Source organism: Sphingomonas sp., assembly GCF_042096255.1.
In the GTDB taxonomy this organism is placed as follows: Bacteria; Pseudomonadota; Alphaproteobacteria; order Sphingomonadales; family Sphingomonadaceae; genus Sphingomonas.
Genome location: NZ_JBELLZ010000056.1, coordinates 1 through 23,285, shown reverse-complemented (window position 1 = coordinate 23,285; position 23,285 = coordinate 1). Strand labels below are relative to the sequence as shown.

The window sequence follows — 23,285 nt, the reverse complement described above, 5'->3', positions numbered from 1 at the left end:
GTGTCACCGGCGTCGTCGGGATGCCCGCGCTCGCATCGGCGGACAAATACAGGTTGCTGCCGCCGATCGCATCCTGGTGCGGGGCATAGCTTGCCCCCGCGACCAGCCGCAGCGGGCCATAGCTATAGGCGAGGTCGCCGGTCACCTCGCCATAGTCCATGTCGCGCCGCGCCCCGGCGAACAGGTGCGCGGTGCCGCGCGCGCCCAGGGTAACGCCGCCCAGCTCCCAGCTCGATCCGATCCCCAGGTCCGCCACCGCCTCGGCGCCGCCATGGCGCGCGGCATCGCGCAGGCTCGTCACCCGCGCCGATCCCTCCAGCGCGCCGAGCGACGCGAACACGTCGGCGGATACCGCGGCGCGCCCGTCGCTCCAGCTCAGCCCGCGGCGGCTCTCCTCGGTGGCGGCCTCGACGCCGACCACGGGCGCGGCCTGTCCCCAGGCCGGCCCGGCGACCGCAAGCGCGGCCGCCGCCATCATCCGATACGTCATCCGGTCCGGGTCGATCCGTGCAGCCGCTCGATCTCGGCCATCAGCACCGGATGATCCTCCGCCGCGGTGGCGAGCAGATGCGCGCGCATCGCCTCGGTGCGTTGGGCGACCTCCTGCGCGATCGCGTCGCGCTGCGTGCTGCACCAGCCCGCGCGCGCGCCCTCGATCGCCCGCGCCCCCTCGATCGCGCGCGTCATCGTCGAGCCCGAGGCATGCCGCGCCTCGCGCGTGACGGAGACGTTCGCCTTCCACCGGCAGCTCAGCGTCGACGCGCGCCCGCCCGGCGCCACCGCGCCGACCTGCCTGTGCACCACATCCACGTCGCCGCGATAGTGCACCTCGGTCGTGCCGCTCGCGTGATCGATCCGCACGCTATGCTCCATCGCCGCGCCCGGCCCGGCCAATGCCGCGGCCGCAACCGTGCCGAGCACCAGCCCGGCCAGTCCTGTTTTTGCCATGTCAACCTCCATGCGGTGCCCCGACCCATTCTGGCCGGTGGCGCTGCCGGCAGCGCCGGCATCCATGGCAATGCGTGGCGGGCAGAACCGTTGCAACGGCAACGCTTTGCTACAGGGCGCGGTCGTGTTGCATGACCGACTGCGGGGGATAGCGGAGGTTGGTCAGTCGGCGGGCGACGCCAGCGCGGCTTCGATCTGGCGGTAGGCTTCCGGATATCTGGCACGTTCCCGCGCGATAAAGCCAGCGTGTCTTTAAGCGAATGCCTCAACCTCGTTGAGAGTGTCTGGGTAAGGCTCGCCAAGGCTCCAAAATAGAAAGCCGTGTCGCACCAAAGCCTCGACCTTGTTCCACTGCCGCTCATCGGATCGTTTCGGGGGCTTGAACTTTCGAGTTAGTCCTATGCTCGGACCGCCGCATTCAGGGCATGGAAGGACGGCCTCAATGCGACTTGCTCGCTTGAAACTCTTACGACACCGGAAGCACGCATAAGGGTGAAGGTAAGCCGAAGCAGCGCTTCCACCTTTCTGTGCCGGAGCGGGCGAGGCAACCTGTGTCATCAAAGCAACTTACTCCCGTTTGTCACGTCCGCAAATGGGCGCTTTCTGACCGTCCGATTCTTCGCCGGCAATCTTCGCTGTCCTACACGCCTCGCGAAATGGTATGGTCCAGACTCCGGCTCTTTCCATCGTCCAAACACCCGACATTCGCCTGATCCGGCAGGCGGAGCATGCGCGCGCTCGTCCCGCGAGCGGGGCGCTGATCCTGACCCGATGTCCGGCTCTGGCGCGCGCCTGTCGCCGACGGTGTCAAGTTAGTGTCAACTTCCGAAGTCCCTGCAAGCCACCGGACGGAGGCGTTTGCGGGCAGATCGCAGCTGTTCCATTTGAAGGAGCGAGGCGCTCCTTTGATCGTCGCCCCCGCGCCAACGGCTCCTCAAAACCTTTCGCTCCCAGTCTCCCTTTCGTCGTTCCGCCGGGCTATGGGGCCACGTGAGCCATCGCCAGCGATCCCAGCGCCAGCCGGCGCGGCGCCTGGCGCTGTTTGCCGCCGGGGACTTCGGTTTCAACCTCCTGTGGCAGCCGGTGGCGCTCTACCTGCTGTTCTACCAGACGGAGGTGCTGGGCCTGCCGCTGGCGCTCGCTGCGACGGCGTTTGCTGCGGCGACGGTGTGGGACGGGATGGTCGGCTTCGTCGCCGGGCTGCTGCTCGACCGGCGCGCATCGGGCGCGGTGTATCGGCGGGTGCTCACGCGGGGCGCGGTGCCGCTGGCGTGCGCCTTCGTGCTGCTTTGGCTGCCGGCGCCGGGCAGCGGTGTGGCGGCGCTCGCCTGGGTGCTTGGCGTCCAGCTGCTGTTCCGCACCGGCTATGCGACAGTCAACCTCGCCTATGTCGCGCTGTCCGCGCGGGTGAGTGCCGACAGCCGCGACCGCGCGCTGGTCGCCGGGCTGCGGATGCTCGCCGGTACGCTTGCCGCGGTCGCCGTCGCGCTCGCCACCGCGCCACTCGGCTACCGCATTGCGGCGATCGGCGCGGCGGTGCTGGCGGGGCTGACGATCGCCGTGGTCGGCTGGCGCTTCGTCGCGGCGCCGCTGCCATCCGCGCCGCCGCCGCCGTCGCTTCGCGCCGCGCTCGCCGGCATCGTCCGCAACCGCGCCTTCGTCACGCTCGCCGCGGCGATGGCGGCGATGATCGTCGCCACCGGGCTGATCGGCGCCTCGGTGCTCTACTTCTTCAAATATGCGCTGGCGGACGAGGCGGGCGGGCGGCTGGCGCTGGCGACGATGATGGCGACCAGCGCGGTCGCGGTGCCGCTCTGGACCGCGCTCGGCCGCAGGGCAGGGGCGCGGGCGGTGTGGTTCTGGGCCTCCGGCCTCGCGCTGGCGCTGCTCGGCTGGTTCATGATCGCCGGGCCGGGCAGCGGCGGCACGCAGGCGTTCCTGATGGCGATGCAGGTCGCCACCGTCGGCCTGCACTTCGCCTTCTGGGCCTTGCTGCCCGACACGGTGGAATGGGGCCAGCGCGCTGGCGGCCTGCGGCTGGAGGGCACCGCGGCGGGGCTCGCGATGCTGATCCAGCGGCTCGCCGGCGGCGCGGCGACGGCTTTGTTCGGCTGGTGGCTCGCAGCCGCCGACGGGCTTGGCGTCGAAGGGCTGCGCGCCACTCTGGCCGCTTTGCCCTTCGCCTTCCTGCTGCTCGGCGTCGCCGCGATGCTCGCCAATCCGCTGCGCCGCGGCGCGCACGCGCGCGCGCTGCGGGATCTCACGCCGTCAGCGTGAAGCTCCCCGACACGCCCGGTGCCTGCGCGGAAGGGGCGATCCACAGCTCGAACTTGCCCGGCTCCACGGTCGGCTTGAGGTCCGCGCCCAGGAACTCCAGGTCCTGCCGCCGCAAGGTGAAGCGCACCGTCTCGCGCGCGCCCGGCGCCAGCGCCACCTTGCGGAACGCCTTCAGCTCGCGCACCGGCCGGGTGAGGCTCGCCACCGGATCGCGCACGTACAGCTGCACCACCTCCTCGCAGGCGCGTGTGCCCGAGTTGGTAACGGTGGCGCTCACCTCCAGCGAGCCGTTCGCCGCCATGGTAGCGGGCAGTTGGAGCGCCGAATAGTCCACCTTGCCATAGGTCAGGCCATGGCCGAACGGATAGAGCGCCTCGTTGAGCGCGGTCCGGTACTTGGCCTTGTACGTCTCCTCCAGGCTCTTCGCCGGCCGCCCGGTCATCTTGTGGGCATAATGATACGGTTCCTGCCCGCTCTCGTGCGGGAAGCTCAGCGGCAGGCGGCCCGAGGGCGAATGCGCGCCGAACAGCACGTCGGCGATGGCATGCCCGCTTTCCGAGCCGAGGAACCAGGTCACCAGGATCGCCGGCGCGTCCTTGACCGCGCCCTCCAGCGCCAGGCCGCGGCCGTTCTTGAGCACCACCACGATCGGCTTGCCCGTCGCCGCCACCGCCTCGGCCAGCGCCATCTGCGCAGGCGGAACGACGATTTCGGTGCGCGATTGCGCCTCGCCCGACATCCCCTCGTTCTCGCCGACCGCCAGCAGCACCACGTCCGCCGCCTGCGCCGCCGCCACCGCCGCCTCGATCCCGCCGGAGATCGGCGTGTCCACCTCGCAGCCCTTCGCGACGCTGACGTTGCCAGCGCCGACCACCGCGCGCACGCCGGCGGCGAGGTCCACCGCCTGCGCATTGTCGCCATAGACCACCCAGGGGCCGTTCAGATCATGCTGCCCGCTCGCGAACGGGCCGACGATCGCCACCTTGCGCCCCTTGGCGAGCGGCAGCAGGTCGCCGTCGTTCTTGAGCATCACGATCGACTTGCGCCCTGCCTCGCGGCTCAGCGCCAGATGCGCGGGCAGGCGCGAGCAGGCCTTCTCGCGCTTGGTGTCGATGCGGCGGAAGGGATCGTCGAACAGGCCCAGCATATGCTTCACCGCCAGCACGCGGCGGACCGATTCATCCACCCGCGTCTCGGGCACCGCGCCCTCGCGCACCAGCGCGGGCAAATGCTCGGCATACATGTTGCTCTGCATCGCCATGTCGACGCCCGCGAGGAAGGCGATCCGCGCCGCATCCTTGCGGTCGGCGGCAAAGCCCGCGGCGATCATCTCCTCGTCGCCGGTGTAGTCGCCCACCACGAAGCCCTTGAAGCCCCATTCGTCGCGCAACAGGGTGCGCAGCAGCCAGGGATTGCCGTGGCTGGGCACGCCGTTGATCTCGTTGAACGAGGCCATCACGCTCATCGCGCCCGCGTCCAGCCCCGCCTTGTAGGGCGGCAGGTACACCTCGCGCAAAGTCCGCTCGGACATCTCGACGCTGTTATAGTCCAGCCCCGCCTCGGCGGCGCCATAAGCGGCGAAATGCTTCACGCACGCCATCATCGCGTCCGCGGCGGTCAGGTCGTCGCCCTGGAAGCCCTTGACCCGCGCGGCGGCGAACAGGTTGCCCAGCCGCGGGTCCTCGCCCGCGCCCTCCATGGTCCGCCCCCAGCGCTGGTCGCGCGACACGTCCACCATCGGGAAGAAGGTCCAGTCCAGCCCCGCCGCCGCGCCCTCCACCGCGGCGACACGCGCGGTGCGGCGGGCGAGCTCGGGCTCGAAGCTCGCCGCCTCGGCAACGGGCACCGGGAAGATCGTGCGATGGCCGTGGATCACGTCCGCGGCGAAGATCAGCGGGATCTTGAGCCGGCTGCCCCCCATCACCGCGGTCTGCATCCGCTTCGCCATCTCGGCGCCGTTGCCGTTGAACACGCCGGTCAGCTTGCCGGCCACCGCATCGGCGAGCTGCGCGTCGAAATTGCCCGCCGCGCCCGCCGGGTTGAGCTGCACCGCGACGCCGCCCGCCCAGGCGGCGGCGTTCAGCGTCAGCTGTCCGGCCTTTTCCTCCAGCGTCATCTTCGCGATCAGCGCGTCCACCGAGGCAGGCACTTCCCAACGAGCCGCCTGGGCGAGCAGCGGGCGCGCCGGGCTCGCCAGCCATGCGGCGACCGCGCCGGCGCCGAGCAGCGCTGCGCGGCGCGAGATGCGGGTGTCGGACATTGAAACCTCCCCTGTGGGTCTTGCAGCTCTATGTAACCGGTTACATAAGCGAGCCGGGCAGAGGATGACAATGGTCGATCACCCGGTCGCATGGCAAGAACGCAGCATGGCCGCCACTATTCGTGATGTCGCGCGCGTGGCGCAGGTTTCCGTCGCCTCGGTGTCGCGGGCGCTGAACGGCGCGGCGAGCGTGCATCCGGAGACGCGCGCGCGCATCGCCGCCGCCGCCGCCTCGCTCGGCTATGTCCCCCATGCCGGTGCGCGCAGCCTGTCCACCGCCAGAAGCCACGCGATCGGCGTGGTGCTGCCCGATTTGCACGGCGAGTTCTTCTCCGAACTGGTCCGCGGGCTCGACCGCGAGGCCAGCGCGCGCGGCTATCACCTGTTGCTCTCCAACATCCACGCCGACGCCGATCTTGCCGCGCAGGCGATCCGGGCGATGCGCGGGCTGGTCGACGCGCTGGTGGTGATGGCGCCGCAGATCGACACGCCCGCGCTCGCCGCCGCGATCCCCGAGCGCCCGCCCACCGTGCTGATCAACAGCCGCGCGCTGCCCGGCCGCACCGGCCTCAGCGTCGACAACCATGGCGGCGCCGCGGCGATGACCCGGCACCTGCTGGGGAGCGGGCGGCGCCGGATCGTCCACATCGCCGGCGCCGCGGGCAACATCGACGCGCGCGAGCGTCTGGCCGGCTATCGCGCCGCGCTCGCCGGCGCGCCCGAGCGGGTCGTGGCCGGCGACTTCCAGGAGGAGTCCGGCGCCGAGGCGATCCGCGCCTTCCTCGCTGAGGGCGCGGAGTTCGACGCGGTGTTCGCCGCCAACGACCAGATGGCGTTCGGCGCCCTCACCGCCTTGCGCGAGGCGGGCATCGCCGTGCCCGGCCAAGTCGCGGTGGCGGGGTTCGACGACGTGCCGCTCGCCCGCCACCTGGGGCTCACCACCATTCGCATTGACATCGCACAGATGGGCGCCCGCGCTGCCGCGCTGGTGCTCGACGAGGCCCAGGGCGCGGCCGCCGCGCCCGCCGACCTGCGCATCCCCGCGACCCTGGTCGCCCGTACCACCACCTGAAGGAGCCGCCATGATCGACCGCCGCACATTCCTTACCCGATCGGCGCTGCTCGGCGGCGGCCTGCTCGCCGGCGGCCCCGCGCTCGCCGCCGATGGCAAGAAGTCGCTGCCCGGCTTCTATGCCGATATCGAGCGGCGCACCTTTAACTTCTTCTGGGAAACGGTGAACAAGGCCAACGGCCTGGTGCCCGATCGCTGGCCGACGCCCTCCTTCGCCAGCATCGCCGCGGTCGGCTTCGGGCTCACCGCTTATCCGATCGGCGTCGCGCGCGGCTGGATCAAGCGGGAGGAGGCGCGCGACCTGACGCTCACCACCCTGCGCTTTTTCGATAATGCGCCGATGGGCGACGACCGCACCGGCATGACCGGGCACCGCGGCTTCTTCTACCATTTCCTCGACATGAAGACGGGCACGCGGTTCCGCGAGACCGAACTGTCCTCCGTCGATTCGAGCCTGCTGTTCCTGGGCATGCTGTTCGCCGGGCAATGGTATGACCGCAACGACCCTGCCGAAGCGGAGATCCGGCGGCTGTCTGCGGCGATCGTCGACCGGGCGGACTGGCCCTGGTTCCAGCGCGGCGAACTGGCGGTGTCGATGGGCTGGGATCCGGTGAAGGGCTTCATCGCGCGCAACTGGGATGGGTATAACGAGGGGATGATGGTCTACATCCTCGGGCTCGGCGCTACCCGGCGGCCGCTGCCCGACGATGCGTGGAGCGCGTGGACCGCGCCCTATCCGCGCTACTGGCGCGGCGAGGGGCCGACGCGGCACCTCGGCTTCGGCCCGCTGTTCGGCCACCAGTACAGCCACATGTGGATCGACTTCCGCGGCATCCAAGACGTGACGATGCGCGGCGCCGGCTTCGACTATTTCGAGAACTCGCGCCGCGCGGTGCTCGCCCAGCGGCAATATTGCACGCTCAATCCGATGAAGTGGGACGGCTATTCGAAGCACATCTGGGGCCTTACCGCTTGCGACGGACCGGGCGGGTTCAAGCTGCCGTTCAAGGGCGAGACCCGCGAGTTCTTCGCTTATGCCGCGCGTGGCCCGATCGGCCAGCCCGACGAGCGCGACGACGGGACGATCGCGCCGACAGCGGCGCTCGGCAGCCTCGCCTTCGCGCCCGAGGTGGTGATCCCCGCCGCGCGCGCGCTGCGCAAGGTGCCGCGGCTGTACGGCAAATACGGCTTTCTCGACAGCTTCAATCCCAGCTTCCGCTATACCGACCAAAAGGTGCAGACCGGCTCGGTCGACAAGCGCCACGGCTGGGTGGCGGAGGATTACCTGGGGATCGACCAGGGCCCGATCCTGGGGGCCGCGGCAAACTACCGCGACGAGATGATCTGGAAGACGATGCGCAACTCGCCGGTGATCCGCCGCGGGCTGGAGCGCGCGGGCTTCACCGGGGGGTGGCTGGTCTCGTAGGCCGGTTGCCCCCGAACGCCGCATTAAGAGGCGCCACCCCGAAGCTGTTCCGGGTTGGCGCGCGGCGCTTTACCGAGGGCCGGCGCGGGGCCGGGTCCTTCGGAAGTTGACACTAACTTTACACCCTCGGCGATGAGGGCCGGAGGGCGGAGCGGCGTTTGCGGAAAAAGACGCACACGCGCGCGCCGCTTGCGGGATCAAGCGGGAGACGGGTGTCTGGACGCTGGAAAGAGCCTGAGCCGGGACAATAGCAGGTGCTGGGCCTGTAGGAAAGCGAACGTGCGGTCGAACCGGATGGGCCCGGCTACGTCTGCCTCGCCCTTCCCTCACGCCGGTCCTGAGCCGGGGCCCCGCTGTCTTCTCCCGGTGGGGAGAGAAGCGGAACCCCGGGTCAAGCCCGGGGTGACGGGATGGGGGTCGGAGCGCGGCCTAGAACCGGTAGCCCACGCGGAACTGGATGCGCCGCGGCAGGGTGAGCAGGCGCGATGCATTCTCCGCATTCGGCGCTTCCAGCGGGTCGGTGATCTCGCCCTGGTCATTCAGACGGTTGTTCACGCCCTCGTCAAAGCCGGCGAAGTTCTTGTTGTTGAACGCGTTGAGCACGTCCACCGCGAACTCCAGATTGTCGCCGCCGCCGAACACCGCGAACTTCTTGGCGAGCGTCAGGTTGACCTCGCAATAGGCGAAAACGCCCTTGATGCAGTTCTTCTCCGGATAGCCGACGGTGAACTCGCGCTGACCCGGATCGGTACCGGCGGTGGTGTCGACGACGTTGTAGGCTTGGCCGCTGCCCAGTGTCGTCAGCGTCGAGAACTGGAAGCCGAGCGGCAGGTCGACGATGCCGGACAGTACCAACCGGTGCCGCTCGTCACCGACGTTGGGGCGCCAGCCGTAATCGTCGGGCGTCACCTCGTCGAGGCTGAACAGGTCGCCGCCGTTCTTCTCGCCCTTGCCGAGAGTATAGGCGAGGTTGATCCCCCATCCACTAGACTTGGTATAGGCCTTGTCGAGAGTGAAATAGAGCGCCTTGTAGCGCGTATCGAGCCCATCATAGCCGATCAGCACGTTCGAATAGCCGTTCGCCCGCACCCCGGCGAGCAGCGCATCATCGCAGCAGGCGCCGACGCCACCATCCCGCCGAGTGGCGAACAAGTAGGTGTAGCCGTTGCGGCCGCGCTGGTAGGACGCGGTGACCGACGCCTGGAAGATGCCCACGCGCTGGCGCACGCCCAGCGAAAGCTGATCGTTGACCGGCGGCTTGGTGTTGTTCTTGGTCGCCAGTAGTTCGGGCAGGCCGGTCTCGGGGTTGGTCGACACCAGCGACAGCAGGCCGTCGCGGGTCAGGTAGCGCGGGTCCCAGGCGACCGTCGGCAGGCCGTTGCGCGGCGTGCCCTCTGGGGAGAAGCGGAACACGCCGACCGGATTGATCGTGCGGCTGAGCTCGTCCACCGTGTTGTTGAAGTTGTTGCGATCGTAATAGCGGCCCGCACCGCCGAAGATCACCGTGCTCTGGTCGTCCTTGATGTCCCACGAGAAGCCGAAGCGCGGCGCGATCGCCCCGCCGAACGGCTTGCGATTGCTGCCGGTGGAAATGTAGTTCTCGGGATTGAAGAAGTCGGTCGTCGGCAGCGACCGCAGCGCCGCCGCCGCGCCGGCCGGCGTGCGGAACTGGTTGTTCTTGGCGTTGGTCTCGATGTCCCAGCGCACGCCGAAGTTCAGCTGCAACCGGTCGGTCACGTCCCAATCGTCCTGCGCATACAGGCCGACCTGTGTGTTCGAGCCGTAGATGCGGCCATTGCCCAGGCCCAGCCGCGCTTCCGACGGGAAGGCGAAGGTCAGATCGTCGGTCGGATCGTCCGGAGTTCCGGCCTGGTCCTCGCGGTTGAAGGTGTACCGCGGCTGGATGTATGCATTGTTGATGAACTCGATATCGGTGATCTCGACACGTGCGCCCAGCTTGATCGCGTGATTGTCGAACCCCGTATAGGTGAAATCGTCGCGCAGCGTGTAGCTCTTCTGCGTTTCGCGACGGGTCGAGTCCTTGCCGCCGAACACGATCACGCCTGCATAGTCGAAGGTTGGCAGGTCCGGATTGATCGACACCGGATTGAACGTGTAATCGAGGAAGTTGACGTTCACTTCGTTGATGAAGCTCTCGCCGGTGTAGGTCCACTTGAACAGGTACGTATCGATCTTGTTGCGCTTGTTCTCGGCATTCTCGTAGCTGACGGTGCCGCCGAAGCCCTGAATGTCGGTTTCCTCACGCCGGCTGAACGACAGATCGAAGACCTGGTTGTCATCCGGGGTCAGGGTCAGCTTGCCGAAGTAGAAGTCACCGCGGAACGGGCTGACGAACGCGCCCTCGAAATCGCTCAGCTGCCGGCCCGAGAACTGCTCGAACTCGTTGATCGCGTCGGCGTTCGCGGTACGGCTAGGATTGACGCTGAACGCGCGGTCCTGATCATTGCCCTCGTAGGCGGCGAAGAAGAACAATTTGTCCTTGATGATCGGACCACCCAGCGAGGCGCCATATTGCTTGCGCTCGAACGCGGGTTCGGGATCGCCGTCGCGGATGTTGATGTAGCTCTTCTGGCTCAAACCCTTGTCGGTATATTGCCCGAAGACCTCGCCGTGGAATTCGTTGGTGCCGCTCTTGGTCACCGCAGTGATGATCGCGGCGCCGGCCTGCTCATACTCCGCCTTGTAGTTCTGCGTGAGGACGCGGAACTCCTGCACCGCCAGCTGGCCGAAGGGGTTGCCGCGGCTGTTCTGCTGGCCGGCGACGCCGCCTTCGCGCAGCTTGTTCTTCAGGCTGACGCCGTCGATGAACACGTTCACCTGGCTGGCGGTCGAGGCGCCGGAGGTGAAGCTCTTGTCCGTCTCGCTGTCGTTGTACTTCACGCCCGGCGCCAGTGCGGCGAAGGTCAGGAAGTTGCGGTCGGTCTGCGGCAGGACGCGGATCTGCTCCTGCGTCACGTTGGTGGCGATCTCGCTGGTGCGGGTCTCGACCAGGCGGTTGGCGGTGACGACGATGTCGCCCTCGGTCGAGCCGCCGCCGGCGGTGACCTCCTCGCCCGGCGTGCCGCCCGCGTCCGGCGCGGCGGCGCCCAAAGTCACGTCCAGCGTTGCCGCCTGGCCGATCGAGACCACCACCTGCTGGGTGAAGGTCTCGCCATTCGCGCCGGTCACGACCACGCTGTAGGTGGCGGGGCGCAGGCCGGTGATGGTGAACGAGCCGCGCGCGTCGCTGGTGGCGCGATAGGCCTGGTTGGTGCCGGTGTTGGTGGCGGTGACGGTGGCGCCGGTCGCCGGGGCGCCCGCGGCGTCGCGCACCTGGCCGCGCAGCGAGGCGGTGGTGGTCTGCGCATAAGCGGCTGGGGCGGCGGCGATGGCGACGCCGATCGCCAGCGCGGAAGCGCCCCGGGCGAAGCCGACGCGGGTGATGATCCTGTTGAGCATGGAACCCCTCCTGAGGACCGGGTGTAACCGGTTACATGTTGGCACCATTAGCCGGTGCGGGCGCGCGCAACGCTCCGGAGAGAATTTGGTCCTTGCGCGTACCGACTTTGCTGCCGAGTGTTGCACGGCGGCTACACCGCTCAGTCGGTGGCGGCGGGCGGGCGCTCGAACTGCTCGATCACCCAATCCTCCTCCTGCGCCGCGGCGATCCAGTCCTGGAGGAAGGGGTGACGCAGTACCGCGTTGACATAAGCGGCGGCGAAGCGCGGCACGGGCAGGGAGTAGGTGACGATCCGGGTGCACACCGGCGCGAACATGATGTCCGCCGCGCCGAAATCGCCGAACAGGAAGTCGCCGCCCCCGCCGAACCGCGCGCGCGCCTCCGCCCACAGCTCGACGATGCGGGCGAGATCGGCGAACACGTCGGCTTCGGGCTGCTGCGCCGGGAAGGCCTGGCGGATGTTCATGCTGTGCTTGCGGCGCAGCGCGGCGAAGCTGGAATGCATCTCCGCCGCCATCGAGCGCGCCATCGCCCGCGCCAACTCGTCCTCGGGCCAGAAGCGCGCGCGCCCGACCCGGTCGGCGAGGAAGTCGACGATCGCCAGGCTGTCCCAGACGACCACGTCGCCGTCCCACAGGATCGGCACCTTGCCCGAGGAGGGCGCGAACTCCGCGCCCTCGCGCCGCCGGTCCCAATCGTCGTCGTAGAGCGGCACCACGACTTCCTCGAACGGCAGGCCCGACTGGCGGCAGGCGAGCCAGCCGCGCAGCGACCAGGACGAATAGGCCTTGTTGCCGATGATCAGCTTCATGGCCCGCCCGTGTAGCGGCGCGCCGGCCGGGTGCAAGGTCAGGCGGCGGGGAAGGCGGGCGGGGCGGGGGCGGCTTCGGTCCGCTCGGGCAGCCAGCGGAGCAGGTTGGCAGAGCGATAGGCCGGGTCGATCCGCCAGCGCGTCCAGGCCTCGTCCGAGATTTCGTCCGGCGCATCGGGGCCCGCCGCGCGGGTCGGGCCCTTGGGCAGGGCAATCGCGCCATGGCGGCCCAGTCCGCCGGCCGGCACGCTCTGCCCCAGCGCCTGGGCAAGCGGCAGGTCCTGCTCGTCGGAGAAGGTCAGCCCCGCCCAGCGCGCACCCTCGGCGATCCAGCGCAGCGCGAGATTCGACAAGGCGTCATCCTCGTTGCCGCCGCCGACCGAGCCGTGGTCGCCCGGAAACCAGCGCTGCTGATAGGGGCGCAGCGCATAGGGCACGTAATCGCCGCTGAGGGGATCGGTGCAGTTCCACCCGGTCGCCTCCGCCCATCCGACGTTGAGCGCGTCGATATTCTCGTACGGCGTGACATCGAAGAACTCGCGCTGCTCGTTGGCCGCAACCGCGTGGCGGATGCTCGACACCAAGGAGGAGCCGCGCAGGTCGTGGAACTGGTGCCGCTTGTAGATGCCGAACGGATCGAAGCGGCGGGGGATGCCCATCGAGCCGACCGTGTCCCAGATGCCGGCAAAGGCGATGCGGTAGCTCTGCGGGCGATATTGGTAGAGCTGTGCGCGCGTCTGCTGGGTCGCGCGCGCGGCGGCCGCCGCTGCGTCGGAAACGCCCAGCGCCGCCTGGTCCTGGGTGCCGGTGGCGAGATCATAGGTATGCCGGCCGCGCCAGTCGATCATATCGGGGTCGTCGGGATGGACGGCGTCGCGATAGCGCCGCATCGCTTCGGGGATCACGCCGAAACAGTCGCGCCGCAGGATGCCGCACTTGCGGATCAGCCCGCACAAGCTGCGCGCGGTATAGGCGCCGCGGCTGAAGCCGAAGACGTAGATCTCGTCCCCCGGCTCGTAGTTGAGCACCAGGAAGCGATAGGCGTGCTCGATCTTGGCATCCAGCCCGCGCCCGAATGCGCCGCCGATCCACCGGGTCAGCGCATCGGTGACGCGCGACACGTTCGATCCGACGCCGACGCCCTCGTCGTAGTAGATCGGCTGCGGATCGCCCGCGGCAGACGTGGCGGCGACGCTGCGCGCCAGCTTGACCACATTTGTCGCTTGCGGGTTGCGCAGGCTCTGCCAGGTGCCGTCGCAGAAGATCGCGAACTTCTTCATCGCCGCCGCTCCCCCGAGTCGCGTCGTGCCCGAGGGTTTCACGCTCGCTCCAACACCGCAAGCGCACCCCGCCGTTGCGGATCAATCCCGGTGCCACTACGCCCCGGCGCACGATGCCGGTCTCGATCCTGCACCTCCACTCGACCTTCGACCTGGGCGGCAAGGAAGCGCGCGCCGTCCGGCTGATGAACGCCTTCGGCAGCCGCGCGCGCCACACCATCGTCTCCTCGGTGCCTGATGCGTACGGCGCGCGCGAGCGGATCGACCGCGGCGTCGCCTGGGAGATCGCGCAGAACCCGCCGCCGCTCACCGGCAGGCCCTCGGTCGCGCGCTACGAGGCGATCGCGCGCTTCATGCGCCGCTTCGATCTGGTGCTCACTTATAACTGGGGCGCGATCGACGGGGTGATGGCGCGGCGGGTGTTCGGGCGCGGCGCGCCGCCGGTGGTGCATCACGAGGACGGGTTCAACGAGGACGAGGCGGGCGGGCTCAAGCGCGAGCGCAACCTCTACCGCCGCATCGCCCTGACCGCCGCGCATGCTTTGGTGGTGCCCTCGGAGACGCTGGAAGGCATCGCGCTTCGCACCTGGAAGCAGCCGCGCGCGCGCGTCCACCGCATCGTCAACGGCATCGCCACCGGCCTGTATGCCAAGCCGCCGCACCCCAAGGCGATCCCCGGCTTCACCCGCCGCCCCGGCGAGGTGGTGATCGGCGCGGTCGGGGGCCTGCGCGCGGTGAAGGACTATCCCACCCTGGTCCGCGCCGCCGGCGGCCTCTCCGGCCGGTTCCGGCTCGTGATTGTGGGGGAGGGGCCCGAGCGCGACGCGATCCGCCAGCAGGCCGCGGCGATGGACCTTGACGACCAGGTACTCACCCCCGGCTTCCTGCTGCGCCCCTACGAGTTCATGCGCCACTTCGACCTGCTCGCCGTTTCCTCGCGTTCCGAGCAATTCCCGATCAACGTGGTCGAGGCGATGGCGGCTGGCCTGCCGGTCGCGGCGCTGCCGGTGGGCGACGTGCCGCGCATGCTTTCGCCCGAGAACGCACCCTATATCACCGAATATGGCGGCGAGGTGCGACTGCGCGATGCGATCCAGTCGCTGCTTGACGATCCGGAGGCGCGCGCGAGGGTGGGTGCGGCTAACCAGGCCAAGGCGCGCGCGGAATATGACGAGGGCGTAATGATCGCCCGCTATGCCGCGCTGTACGAGGGCGCGATGCGAAAGCCGGGAACCCTCGCCTAGCTCGGTATTTCCTCGCTTGACCGCCGTGTTGCGCTATAGCGGCATATTCCGTCCGTTCGAAAGTGATCCGATACCGTGTTCAAGGGCCTGAAGCCGATCCTCTACAACGGTCGCGAAGTCTGGCCGCTCGTCGAAGGGGGCAAGGGCGTCGCCGCGACCAATCACGCTTCGGCGGGCGCCTGGGCGGCGGCGGGCGGGATCGGCACGGTCTCGGCGGTCAATGCGGACAGCTATGATCCCGAAGGCCGGATTGTCCCGCAGATCTATCGCGCGCTCACCCGGCGGGACCGGCACGAGGAACTGATCCAATACGCGATCGAGGGCGCGGTGCAGCAGGTGCAGCGTGCCTGGGAGATCGCCGGCGGCAAGGGCGCGATCAACATCAACGTGCTCTGGGAGATGGGCGGCGCACAGCGCGTGCTCCACGGTGTGCTGGAGCGGACCCGTGGGCTGGTCGCAGGGGTCACCTGCGGCGCGGGCATGCCCTACAAGCTGTCCGAGATCGCGGCGTCATACAACGTCAATTACCTGCCCATCGTCAGCTCGGGCCGTGCCTTCCGCGCGCTCTGGAAGCGCGCCTATTCGAAGGTCTCGGAGCTGCTGGGCGCGGTGGTCTATGAGGACCCGTGGCTCGCCGGCGGGCACAACGGCCTCAGCAATGCCGAGGACCCGCTCAAGCCCGAGGACCCGTATCCCCGGGTGAAGGCGCTGCGCGAGACGATGCGCGAGGGCGGTATCCCCGATACCACGCCGATCATCATGGCCGGCGGCGTCTGGTACCTGCGCGACTGGAACGACTGGATCGACAATCCCGAGCTCGGCCAGATCGCCTTCCAATATGGCACCCGGCCGCTGCTCACCAAGGAAAGCCCGATCCCGGACGCGTGGAAGGAGCGGCTGATGACGATCGAGGAGGGCGACGTCCTCCTTCACCGCTTCTCGCCGACCGGCTTCTATTCCTCCGCGGTGCGCAACCCGTTCCTGCGCAGCCTGGAAGCGCGCTCCGATCGCCAGATCGCCTTTTCCACCCAGGAGGCGGGGGACCATGTCTTCCAGCTCGACGTGGGGGTGAAGGGCAAGAACTTCTGGGTCACCCGCAACGATCTGCTGCGCGCGCGCGAATGGTTCGGCCACGGCTTCACCGATGCGCTGAAGACGCCGGACAACACCCTGGTGTTCGTGACCCCTCAGGAGAAGCAGGAGATCCGCAAGGACCAGGCGGACTGCATGGGCTGCCTCAGCCAGTGCCTGTTCTCCAGCTGGGCGGATACCGAGACCAACTCGACCGGGCGGCTGGCGGACCCGCGCAGCTTCTGCATCCAGAAGACGCTCCAGGAGATCGCGCACGGCGGGGATACCGAGGCGAACCTGATGTTCGCGGGCCATGCCGCCTATAATTTCAAGCGCGATCCCTTCTATTCGAACGGTTTCGTGCCCACGGTGAAGCAGCTGGTGGATCGCATCCTGACCGGGGATTGACGCATCAGGCCGCCAGTCTCGGTGTCCGGGCGAACAGCATGTCGCATTCGAACACCTGCCCGGTGGCATCGTCGCCCCAGCCCGGCTGCAGCCAGACAGGGCTGAAGCCGGCGGAGCGCAGGCGAGCGATCATCGCCTCCATCGGCGGCGCGCCAGCGTAGCTGGGCACCAGCGCGCATTCCATCAGCACCGCGTCCACCTGCGTCAGGCTTGCCGCGGCGCCATCGAGCACCGCGTCCTCGAAGCCCTGCGTGTCGATCTTGAGCAGGGTCGGCCCGGGGGCGAGCCGCGGCGCGATCTCCGGCCAGATCGTGTCCAGTCGGCGCACCGTTATCGTCTCCTGCGCCACCGCGCCGATCATCGGTTCGGCGGCCAACGTCTCGGGCAGCGCCTCCAGCAGCGAGCTGCTCCAGCTGTTGGCGGCGATGTTGATGGTCCGTTCGCCGTCCTCGGCGCCCAGCGCGACGCCGTGCACCTGCCAGCTGCCGTCCGCCGCCGCCGCCCGGCGCAGCGCCGGCAGGGCGGCGGTGAGCGGCTCGAACGAGACGATCGGCCCGTCGAAACCGTCCGCGCGCGTGCGGGTTGCGAACTGGCCGAGGTTCGCACCGACATCGAGGACGTTGGCAATGCGCAGCGAGCGCAACGCGCGAGCGAGCGTGGCCGCATCCCCGCTGGCGCCGCCCGCCCGTGACACGGCGCGATCGAGCAGGGTCGTGAAGAACAGCGGGTTAGCGAGCGGCTTGCGCGTCGCCACCCACACCGTGCGGCCCAACCGATCGGCGGACCAGCTGCGCGGAAAGGCGGGATGATCGGGCTGGACGCTGGGGCAATAGAGATGCGGCAGGACCGCACCCGCCCGCTCGAACAGCCGGGATCGGTCGCGCGCGCCGGCGGGCAGCGCGGCGGCAAAGTCGACCTCCAGGATCACCGCCCGCCGCGCCATGCTCGCCAGCGTGCGCAGCGTGTCTGCGGGAGGATCGTCGCCGTGGAACGGCTCCACGGCGTGAACGATGTGATGCCCTCGCCCGGACGCCTTAGGGCCGCGGCGCAGATCGGACGGTGCGGCGACGGTGACCCGCGCGCCCTGCGCTTCCCACCAGCCGGCCATGCCGGGCGGATCCTGGAGCAGGAGCACGGCCAGCCCTTTGCGCTCCAGCGCCATGGCTCGCAGCAGGAAGCCGAGGTGCTCGGCGCGGGCCGCATCCAGCGGGTCGGCGATGTCGCTCACGCAGGTGATCTCCCTCCCGGACCTCTCCGGCCGTAGCTTGACCACCCCCGGCGCGAAAGCCAGAACTCCGGTCGCCATGATCGTCTGGCTCGCCTCCTATCCGCGTTCCGGCAACACGCTGATGCGGATCCTGCTGAGCCATGTCTTCGGGCTCCCGGTCCCCTCGCTCCAACCCGGCGGGCGGGTGGTGACGGGAAGGGAGGGCTGCGGTGGCCTCCTTCCCCCGGCGGGTGGCATGCCGGAGACGCAGGCGATGGACGAGGAGGCCTTCACCACCCACGCCCGTGCGCTGCCCGGCACGGTGATCGTGAAGACCCACGGCGCTCCGCCGGCGGGAGACGAGCCTGCGATCGTTTTGGTGCGCGATGGACGCGCGGCCATGGCCTCCTACCAGAGATATCGCCGCACCTTCGCGGGGCAGGAGATGCTGCTGGAGCAGATCGTCAGCGCGCCGGCACCTTTGCCGCACTGGAGCCACCTCACCGCGCGCTGGCGCCGCCGCACCGCGCCCACTCTGCTGCTGCGCTTCGAACGGGTGATCCGGACGGATGCCGCGCTGATCGAGGAGATCGGCCGGTTCCTGGGCTGCACGCCGCAGCGCGGTTTCGACCTGGGGTTCGAGGACCTGCGCCGGGTAAGCCCCGATTTCTTCAGCGTCGGCAGTGATGCGCCAGGGATCGCCCTGGTCGAGAAGCGCTGCCCGGCCCTGTTCTGGACCGCGCACGGCGATGCGATGCGCGCGCTCGGCTATGGCGCCGAGCACGACCGCCCGTTCAACCGGAGGCTGGTGGGCGACGCGCTGGCGGAGGCGGGGCGGGCGATGCGCCGCCCCACGGGCGCCGCGCCGGACAGCTGAAACAGCCTGTTTCGTTCCGGAATCATCTGGGTTAATGCGCGGCCATCATGGTTCAGCCGCGCACTTTGTACGAAAAGATCTGGGACGCGCATGTCGTCGAGCGTCGCGACGATGGCACCTGCCTCATCTACATCGATCGCCACCTCGTCCATGAGGTGACCAGCCCGCAGGCATTCGAGGGACTTCGCGCCGCAGGGCGCCGCGTGCGCCGGCCCGATCTGACGCTCGCGGTGCCGGACCACAATGTCCCGACCACGCCCCGCGTCGATGCGGCGGGCCGCGAGCTGCCGATCGCCGATCCCGACAGCGCCACCCAGCTCGCCGCGCTCCGCCGCAACGTCGCCGAGTTCGGCGTGCCCTATATCGACGCGCTCGCGCCCGAGCAGGGGATCGTCCATGTCGTCGGGCCGGAACAGGGCTTCACCCTGCCGGGCACCACCATGGTCTGCGGCGACAGCCACACCTCCGCGCACGGCGCGCTTGGCGCGCTCGCCTTCGGCATCGGCACAAGCGAGGTCGAGCACGTCCTCGCCACTCAGACGCTGCTGCTCAAGCAGTCGAAGACGATGGAGGTTCGGGTCGAGGGCACTCTGGGGCACGGCGTGTCGCCCAAGGATGTGGTGCTGGCAATCGTCGGCAAGCTCGGCGCGTCGGGCGGTACCGGCTATGTCATCGAATATACCGGCTCGGCGATCCGCGGCCTGTCGATCGAGGGGCGGCTGACCGTCGCCAACATGTCGATCGAGGCTGGCGCACGCGCCGGCCTGATCGCGCCCGACGAGGCGACCTTTGCCTATCTCAAGGGCAGGCCGATGGCGCCAACCGGGGCGGCCTGGGACGAGGCGGTCGCCTGGTGGCGGTCGCTGGCGACCGATTCGGGCGCGCGCTACGACCGCAGCGTGGTGATCGACGCGGCCGAGATCGCGCCGTCGCTGACCTGGGGGACGAGCCCGGAGGACGTGGTGTCGATCACCGACGTGGTGCCCGATCCCGAGAGCTTCGCCGATCCGTCGAAACAGGCGGCCGCGCGCAAGTCGCTCGACTACATGGGGCTGGCGCCGGGCATGCGGATGCAGGACGTGCCCGTCCAGCACGTCTTCATCGGCAGTTGCACCAACAGCCGGATCGAGGACCTGCGCGCCGCCGCCGCGATTGCCAGTGGCCGGCATGTGGCCAATGGGGTGCGTGCGCTGGTCGTCCCGGGCTCGGGACTGGTCAAGCGCCAGGCCGAGGCCGAGGGGCTGGACCGCATCTTCGTGGAGGCGGGGTTCGAGTGGCGCGAGCCGGGCTGTTCGATGTGCCTGGCGATGAACCCGGACAAGGTGCCGGCGGGCGAGCGCTGCGCCTCCACCTCCAACCGGAACTTCGTCGGGCGTCAGGGACCAGGGGCGCGCACCCATCTGGTCTCGCCGGCGATGGCGGCAGCCGCGGCGGTGACCGGCCGGCTGGCGGACGTGCGCGAGTTGATGGCGTAAGAAGAAGGGGTCGCGACTATGAAGAAGGTTCTGGTGCTGCTGGTTGCAGGTTCGGTGCTGAGCGGCGTGGCCGCCTATGCCGCGATCGCCAAGCCGGCCGCCGCGACGATCAAGCCGCGGACGCGTTGACCGCATGAAGCCCGTCACCCGCGTCGAGGGCACTGCCTATCCCTGGGGTCAGAAGAACGTCGACACCGACGTGATCATCCCCGCGCACTGGCTCAAGACGATCACCCGCGCGGGCCTTGGCTGCGGGGCGTTCGAGGCGGTGCGCGCGCAGCCCGGCAATATCTTCGACGATCCGCGCTATGCCGGCAGCCCGATCCTGATCGCGGGCGATAACTTCGGCTGCGGCTCCAGCCGGGAGCATGCTGCTTGGGCGCTGGGCGACCTCGGCATCAAGGCGGTGATCGCCCCCAGCTTTTCCGACATCTTCTCGGGCAACGCCTTCAAGAACGGCATCGTCACCGTGGTGCTGCCGCAGGCAGCGATCGACCGGCTGATCGAGGTGGCGCAGGACAGCCCGATCACCGTTGACCTCGAAACCATGACGGTCACCACCGCCTATCAGGACCGCTTTCCTTTCGAACTCGATCCGTTCCGACGCCAGTGCCTGATGGAAGGGCTGGACGAGATCGGCCTGACGCTGGCAAAGGATACCGCGATTTCGAAATACGAGGCGATGCTGAGCGAGCAGCGCCCGTGGATCGCGGGAGAGAGCCAAAATGCGAGCATTATTGTCGAGGGCGCCGGGCGGACCTGAAACTCTGGAGATCGGCGAGCTGCCCGATCCGGTGGCGGGCGCCGGTGAAGTCGTGGTCGCGGTGAAGGCCTGCGCGATCAATTATCCCGACGTGCTGGTGATCGAGGACAAATATCAGTTCAAGCCGCCTCGGCCATTTGCGCCGGGCGGCGAGGTGGCAGGCGTCGTGGAAAGTGTCGGTGAGGGCGTCACCGGCTTCAAGGCCGGCGACCGGGTGATGGGCAATACCGGCATGGGCGGGCTGGTCGAGAAGCTCGTCATGAAGGCGGACAAGATCTACGCCATCCCGGACGCGCGCTCGTTCGAGGAGGGCGCGTCGATGCTGTTGACCTATGGCACGACCATCCATGCGCTGGTCGATCGCGGGCATATCAAGGAGGGCGACAGCCTGCTGGTGCTCGGCGCTGCGGGCGGCGTCGGACTTGCCGCGGTGGAGTTGGGCAAGGCGTTCGGTGCGCGCGTGGTCGGCGCGGTATCCAGCGAGGAGAAGGCGCAGGCGGTGCGCGAGGCGGGGGCGGACGACGTGATCGTCTATGGCCGCGCGCCGTTTTCGAAGGACGAGTCCAAGGCGCTGGCAGACCAGTTCAAGGCCAAGGGCGGCAAGGACGGCTACCAGCTGGTCTATGATGCGGTGGGCGGCGACTATGCCGAGCCGGCGTTGCGCGCGATGGGCTGGGAAGGACGCTATCTGGTGATCGGCTTTCCCGCCGGCATCCCCAAGCTGCCGCTCAACCTGACTCTGCTCAAGAGCTGCGACGTGTGCGGCGTGTTCTGGGGTGCCTTTGCCGCGCGCGAGCCGGAGAGGAACCGCCAGAACATCGCGCAGCTGTTCGACCTTTGGCAGCAGGGCCGGATCGCGCCGCGCGTCACCGAGGTGTTCCAGTTCGAACGCGGCGGCGACGCGATCGCCAAGATGGCGGGGCGCGGCGCGATCGGCAAGCTGGTGGTGCGCGTCGCGGACTGACCGGCGCGGCGTTGCGCCGCGCGGGCGGCTTCTCTATCCGTGGGGCAAATCCATCAGCGGGAATCCCCATGACCACCTTCGACGACCGCGAACGTGCCTTCGAGACCAAGTTCGCGCGCGACGAGGAGATGGCGTTCCGCATCACCGCGCGGCGCAACCGCCTGCTCGGCCAGTGGGCGGCGGCGCAGATGAAGCTGACCCCGGAGGAGACCGACGCCTATGCCAAGGCGGTGGTCCAGGCCGATTTCGAGGAAGCCGGCGACGAGGACGTCGTCCGCAAGCTGGTCGGCGACCTGACAGCCGCGGGCGTCGACACCGACGAGACGGCGGTGCGCGCCGCACTGGAGGCGCAGACCGTGGAGGCGCGCCGCCAGCTGATGCAGTCGGAGTGATCCGATGCCGATGAGTGGCGACGAGATCGCGGCGCTGATCCGGGCCGGCATCCCCGATGCCGAGGTGGAGATGACCGACCTGGCCGGCGACAACGACCATTGGGCGGCACGCGTCACCAGCGCCTCCTTCGCCGGCATGCCGCGGGTGAAGCAGCATCAGGCGGTGTATGCCACGCTCGGCGGGCGCATGGGCGGCGTGCTCCATGCCTTGCAGTTGACCACCGCCGTCCCGAAGTAGCGGCTTTCCGATATGCCGCAGGGGATCGCCATGACCGAAGACACCAACGCCCGCATCGATGCGATCGTCAAGCAGCACCCGGTGGTGCTGTTCATGAAGGGTAGCGCGCTCTTTCCCCAGTGCGGCTTCTCCAGCCGGGCAGTGGCGATCCTTCAGCATCTCGACGTTTCGTTCGAGACGGTGGACGTGCTTCAGGACCAGGGCATCCGCCAGGGCATCAAGGCCTATTCGGATTGGCCGACGATCCCGCAGCTCTATGTCGACGGCGAGTTCGTTGGCGGATCGGACATCATGATGGAGATGTACGAGAGCGGCGAGCTCAAGCAGCTGTTCGAGAAGGCCTGATCCCGGCGGGCTTGGCTCGCCCGGTTCGGCGGGTGCGGGCGGGCCGGTCGGGTGGGGACCGGGGGGCATGACCAGCCCGCCCTGCTGAAGCGCTGCGATGCGCCTGCATTTCGCTGTAAGCAGGCGCTGTGCCAGTTCTCGGAACTGGCAGATTTCCGTGCCTTCCCAGACGGAAACCGGTCCGCCGCACAGGCGACCTGTAAGGTTTTCCGACACGATCGGTCTCGTCGCTTTCTCGTCTCGCCCTGCCGTCTGCTAGATTGACTACGCCCGTAATCAGTGCGACTACATCCGTAGACATTATGGAGACGAGTCGTGGCCGAACGCATCAGCGACGCGGAACATGCGGTGATGGAGGTGCTGTGGGACGAGGCCCCGCTCTCCGCCCAGGATGTCGTCGAAAGGGTCGATCCCGAGCGGGGGTGGAGCGCCAACACCGTCAAGACCCTGCTCGGCCGGCTGCTCGCCAAGAACGCGATCGCGCATGAGGAAGATGGCCGGCGCTATCTCTACCGGCCCGTGGTGCCGCGCGACGATTATGTTTCGGGCGAATCGCGCCGTCTGATCGACCGGCTGTTCGGCGGCCGGCTGACCCCGCTGGTCGCGCATCTCGCCGAACGCGACGAACTGTCGCCCCGCGACATTGCCGAGATCGAGGCCTTGCTGAAGGCGCTCAAGCAATGAGCGCGCTCGGCTCCACGCTCGCCTGGGCGCCCCCATTATTTATCAGCGAAAAGTTTTGGGTGTGATGACCATGCAGCAAAGAG

At 68.8% G+C, this 23,285-nt stretch carries 20 protein-coding genes; 13 read left to right on the top strand and 7 right to left on the bottom strand.

Annotated features, from left to right (window positions below):
* Positions 1-490 (bottom strand): TorF family putative porin (locus ACFDTH_RS11340; RefSeq protein WP_375287635.1); only part of this gene is annotated, 490 nt, incomplete at its 3' end.
* Positions 487-948, bottom strand: a complete 462-nt coding sequence (locus tag ACFDTH_RS11335; RefSeq protein WP_375287634.1) for a hypothetical protein — start codon at positions 946-948, stop codon at positions 487-489. The genes ACFDTH_RS11335 and ACFDTH_RS11340, both read right to left, overlap by 4 nt.
* A 990-nt stretch (positions 949-1,938) precedes the next feature.
* Between ACFDTH_RS11335 and ACFDTH_RS11330 the strand changes: the two genes are divergently transcribed.
* Complete coding sequence (locus ACFDTH_RS11330; protein ID WP_375287633.1) at positions 1,939-3,225, top strand: MFS transporter; 1,287 nt, start codon at positions 1,939-1,941, stop codon at positions 3,223-3,225.
* On the opposite strand, the gene bglX is transcribed toward ACFDTH_RS11330, so the two are convergent.
* Positions 3,209-5,485: a beta-glucosidase BglX gene (bglX, locus tag ACFDTH_RS11325; RefSeq protein ID WP_375287632.1), complete on the bottom strand. Its 2,277-nt coding sequence runs from the start codon at positions 5,483-5,485 to the stop codon at positions 3,209-3,211. The genes ACFDTH_RS11330 and bglX overlap by 17 nt on opposite strands.
* A gap of 106 nt (positions 5,486-5,591) precedes the next feature.
* Here bglX and ACFDTH_RS11320 point away from each other — a divergent pair, with 106 nt between their 5' ends.
* On the top strand, positions 5,592-6,557 hold the full coding sequence (locus ACFDTH_RS11320; RefSeq protein WP_375287631.1) for a LacI family DNA-binding transcriptional regulator: 966 nt from the start codon (positions 5,592-5,594) through the stop codon (positions 6,555-6,557).
* A 10-nt stretch (positions 6,558-6,567) separates the two neighbouring features.
* Positions 6,568-7,983: a glucoamylase family protein gene (locus ACFDTH_RS11315; RefSeq protein WP_375287629.1), complete on the top strand. Its 1,416-nt coding sequence runs from the start codon at positions 6,568-6,570 to the stop codon at positions 7,981-7,983.
* Positions 7,984-8,412: 429 nt separating this feature from the next.
* On the opposite strand, the gene ACFDTH_RS11310 is transcribed toward ACFDTH_RS11315, so the two are convergent.
* The 3 genes from ACFDTH_RS11310 to ACFDTH_RS11300 all read right to left on the bottom strand — a co-directional run bounded on the left by ACFDTH_RS11310 (position 8,413) and on the right by ACFDTH_RS11300 (position 13,534).
* Positions 8,413-11,442, bottom strand: coding sequence for a carboxypeptidase regulatory-like domain-containing protein (locus tag ACFDTH_RS11310; protein WP_375287628.1), 3,030 nt, complete (start codon positions 11,440-11,442; stop codon positions 8,413-8,415).
* A gap of 140 nt (positions 11,443-11,582) precedes the next feature.
* Positions 11,583-12,254 (bottom strand): glutathione S-transferase, encoded by a 672-nt coding sequence (locus ACFDTH_RS11305; RefSeq protein ID WP_375287627.1) that lies wholly within the window; start codon positions 12,252-12,254, stop codon positions 11,583-11,585.
* Between the two features lie 38 nt (positions 12,255-12,292).
* Complete coding sequence (locus ACFDTH_RS11300) at positions 12,293-13,534, bottom strand: DUF2235 domain-containing protein (protein WP_375287626.1); 1,242 nt, start codon at positions 13,532-13,534, stop codon at positions 12,293-12,295.
* A 113-nt stretch (positions 13,535-13,647) separates the two neighbouring features.
* Here ACFDTH_RS11300 and ACFDTH_RS11295 point away from each other — a divergent pair, with 113 nt between their 5' ends.
* The gene (locus ACFDTH_RS11295) at positions 13,648-14,778 is read left to right on the top strand and encodes a glycosyltransferase (protein WP_375287625.1); all 1,131 of its coding nucleotides are present in this window, start codon (positions 13,648-13,650) and stop codon (positions 14,776-14,778) included.
* 75 nt (positions 14,779-14,853) lie between these two features.
* On the top strand, positions 14,854-16,257 hold the full coding sequence (locus tag ACFDTH_RS11290; protein ID WP_375287624.1) for an NAD(P)H-dependent flavin oxidoreductase: 1,404 nt from the start codon (positions 14,854-14,856) through the stop codon (positions 16,255-16,257).
* Between the two features lie 4 nt (positions 16,258-16,261).
* Here the strand turns inward: ACFDTH_RS11290 and ACFDTH_RS11285 are convergent, their stop codons facing one another.
* The gene (locus ACFDTH_RS11285; RefSeq protein WP_375287623.1) at positions 16,262-17,485 is read right to left on the bottom strand and encodes an FkbM family methyltransferase; all 1,224 of its coding nucleotides are present in this window, start codon (positions 17,483-17,485) and stop codon (positions 16,262-16,264) included.
* A gap of 76 nt (positions 17,486-17,561) precedes the next feature.
* Between ACFDTH_RS11285 and ACFDTH_RS11280 the strand changes: the two genes are divergently transcribed.
* The 8 genes from ACFDTH_RS11280 to ACFDTH_RS11245 all read left to right on the top strand — a co-directional run bounded on the left by ACFDTH_RS11280 (position 17,562) and on the right by ACFDTH_RS11245 (position 23,202).
* On the top strand, positions 17,562-18,341 hold the full coding sequence (locus ACFDTH_RS11280; protein WP_375287622.1) for a sulfotransferase domain-containing protein: 780 nt from the start codon (positions 17,562-17,564) through the stop codon (positions 18,339-18,341).
* Between the two features lie 47 nt (positions 18,342-18,388).
* Complete coding sequence (leuC, locus tag ACFDTH_RS11275; RefSeq protein WP_375287621.1) at positions 18,389-19,816, top strand: 3-isopropylmalate dehydratase large subunit; 1,428 nt, start codon at positions 18,389-18,391, stop codon at positions 19,814-19,816.
* A 133-nt stretch (positions 19,817-19,949) separates the two neighbouring features.
* Positions 19,950-20,579 (top strand): 3-isopropylmalate dehydratase small subunit, encoded by a 630-nt coding sequence (leuD, locus tag ACFDTH_RS11270; RefSeq protein ID WP_375287620.1) that lies wholly within the window; start codon positions 19,950-19,952, stop codon positions 20,577-20,579.
* Positions 20,542-21,543 (top strand): NADPH:quinone oxidoreductase family protein, encoded by a 1,002-nt coding sequence (locus ACFDTH_RS11265; RefSeq protein WP_375287619.1) that lies wholly within the window; start codon positions 20,542-20,544, stop codon positions 21,541-21,543. Before leuD ends, ACFDTH_RS11265 begins: the two co-directional genes overlap by 38 nt.
* Positions 21,544-21,611: 68 nt before the next feature.
* A complete protein-coding gene (locus ACFDTH_RS11260) occupies positions 21,612-21,935 on the top strand; it encodes a DUF1476 domain-containing protein (protein WP_375287618.1) in 324 nt (107 codons plus the stop codon).
* A gap of 4 nt (positions 21,936-21,939) precedes the next feature.
* Positions 21,940-22,173 (top strand): BolA/IbaG family iron-sulfur metabolism protein, encoded by a 234-nt coding sequence (locus tag ACFDTH_RS11255; RefSeq protein ID WP_375287617.1) that lies wholly within the window; start codon positions 21,940-21,942, stop codon positions 22,171-22,173.
* Between the two features lie 30 nt (positions 22,174-22,203).
* Positions 22,204-22,518, top strand: coding sequence for a Grx4 family monothiol glutaredoxin (gene grxD / locus ACFDTH_RS11250; RefSeq protein ID WP_375287616.1), 315 nt, complete (start codon positions 22,204-22,206; stop codon positions 22,516-22,518).
* A 315-nt stretch (positions 22,519-22,833) separates the two neighbouring features.
* Positions 22,834-23,202, top strand: a complete 369-nt coding sequence (locus tag ACFDTH_RS11245; RefSeq protein WP_375287615.1) for a BlaI/MecI/CopY family transcriptional regulator — start codon at positions 22,834-22,836, stop codon at positions 23,200-23,202.
* Positions 23,203-23,285 lie beyond the last annotated feature (83 nt).

What these genes read in the sequence shown, in the direction of transcription:
- ACFDTH_RS11335 (WP_375287634.1), bottom strand. Translation starts at nt 948, where the DNA reads ATGGCAAAAACAGGACTGGCCGGGCTGGTGCTCGGCACGGTTGCGGCC.
- bglX (WP_375287632.1), bottom strand. Translation starts at nt 5,485, where the DNA reads ATGTCCGACACCCGCATCTCGCGCCGCGCAGCGCTGCTCGGCGCCGGC.
- ACFDTH_RS11320 (WP_375287631.1), top strand. Translation starts at nt 5,592, where the DNA reads ATGGCCGCCACTATTCGTGATGTCGCGCGCGTGGCGCAGGTTTCCGTC.
- ACFDTH_RS11315 (WP_375287629.1), top strand. Translation starts at nt 6,568, where the DNA reads ATGATCGACCGCCGCACATTCCTTACCCGATCGGCGCTGCTCGGCGGC.
- ACFDTH_RS11310 (WP_375287628.1), bottom strand. Translation starts at nt 11,442, where the DNA reads ATGCTCAACAGGATCATCACCCGCGTCGGCTTCGCCCGGGGCGCTTCC.
- ACFDTH_RS11305 (WP_375287627.1), bottom strand. Translation starts at nt 12,254, where the DNA reads ATGAAGCTGATCATCGGCAACAAGGCCTATTCGTCCTGGTCGCTGCGC.
- ACFDTH_RS11300 (WP_375287626.1), bottom strand. Translation starts at nt 13,534, where the DNA reads ATGAAGAAGTTCGCGATCTTCTGCGACGGCACCTGGCAGAGCCTGCGC.
- ACFDTH_RS11295 (WP_375287625.1), top strand. Translation starts at nt 13,648, where the DNA reads ATGCCGGTCTCGATCCTGCACCTCCACTCGACCTTCGACCTGGGCGGC.
- ACFDTH_RS11280 (WP_375287622.1), top strand. Translation starts at nt 17,562, where the DNA reads ATGATCGTCTGGCTCGCCTCCTATCCGCGTTCCGGCAACACGCTGATG.
- leuC (WP_375287621.1), top strand. Translation starts at nt 18,389, where the DNA reads ATGGTTCAGCCGCGCACTTTGTACGAAAAGATCTGGGACGCGCATGTC.
- leuD (WP_375287620.1), top strand. Translation starts at nt 19,950, where the DNA reads ATGAAGCCCGTCACCCGCGTCGAGGGCACTGCCTATCCCTGGGGTCAG.
- ACFDTH_RS11265 (WP_375287619.1), top strand. Translation starts at nt 20,542, where the DNA reads ATGCGAGCATTATTGTCGAGGGCGCCGGGCGGACCTGAAACTCTGGAG.
- ACFDTH_RS11260 (WP_375287618.1), top strand. Translation starts at nt 21,612, where the DNA reads ATGACCACCTTCGACGACCGCGAACGTGCCTTCGAGACCAAGTTCGCG.
- ACFDTH_RS11255 (WP_375287617.1), top strand. Translation starts at nt 21,940, where the DNA reads ATGCCGATGAGTGGCGACGAGATCGCGGCGCTGATCCGGGCCGGCATC.
- grxD (WP_375287616.1), top strand. Translation starts at nt 22,204, where the DNA reads ATGACCGAAGACACCAACGCCCGCATCGATGCGATCGTCAAGCAGCAC.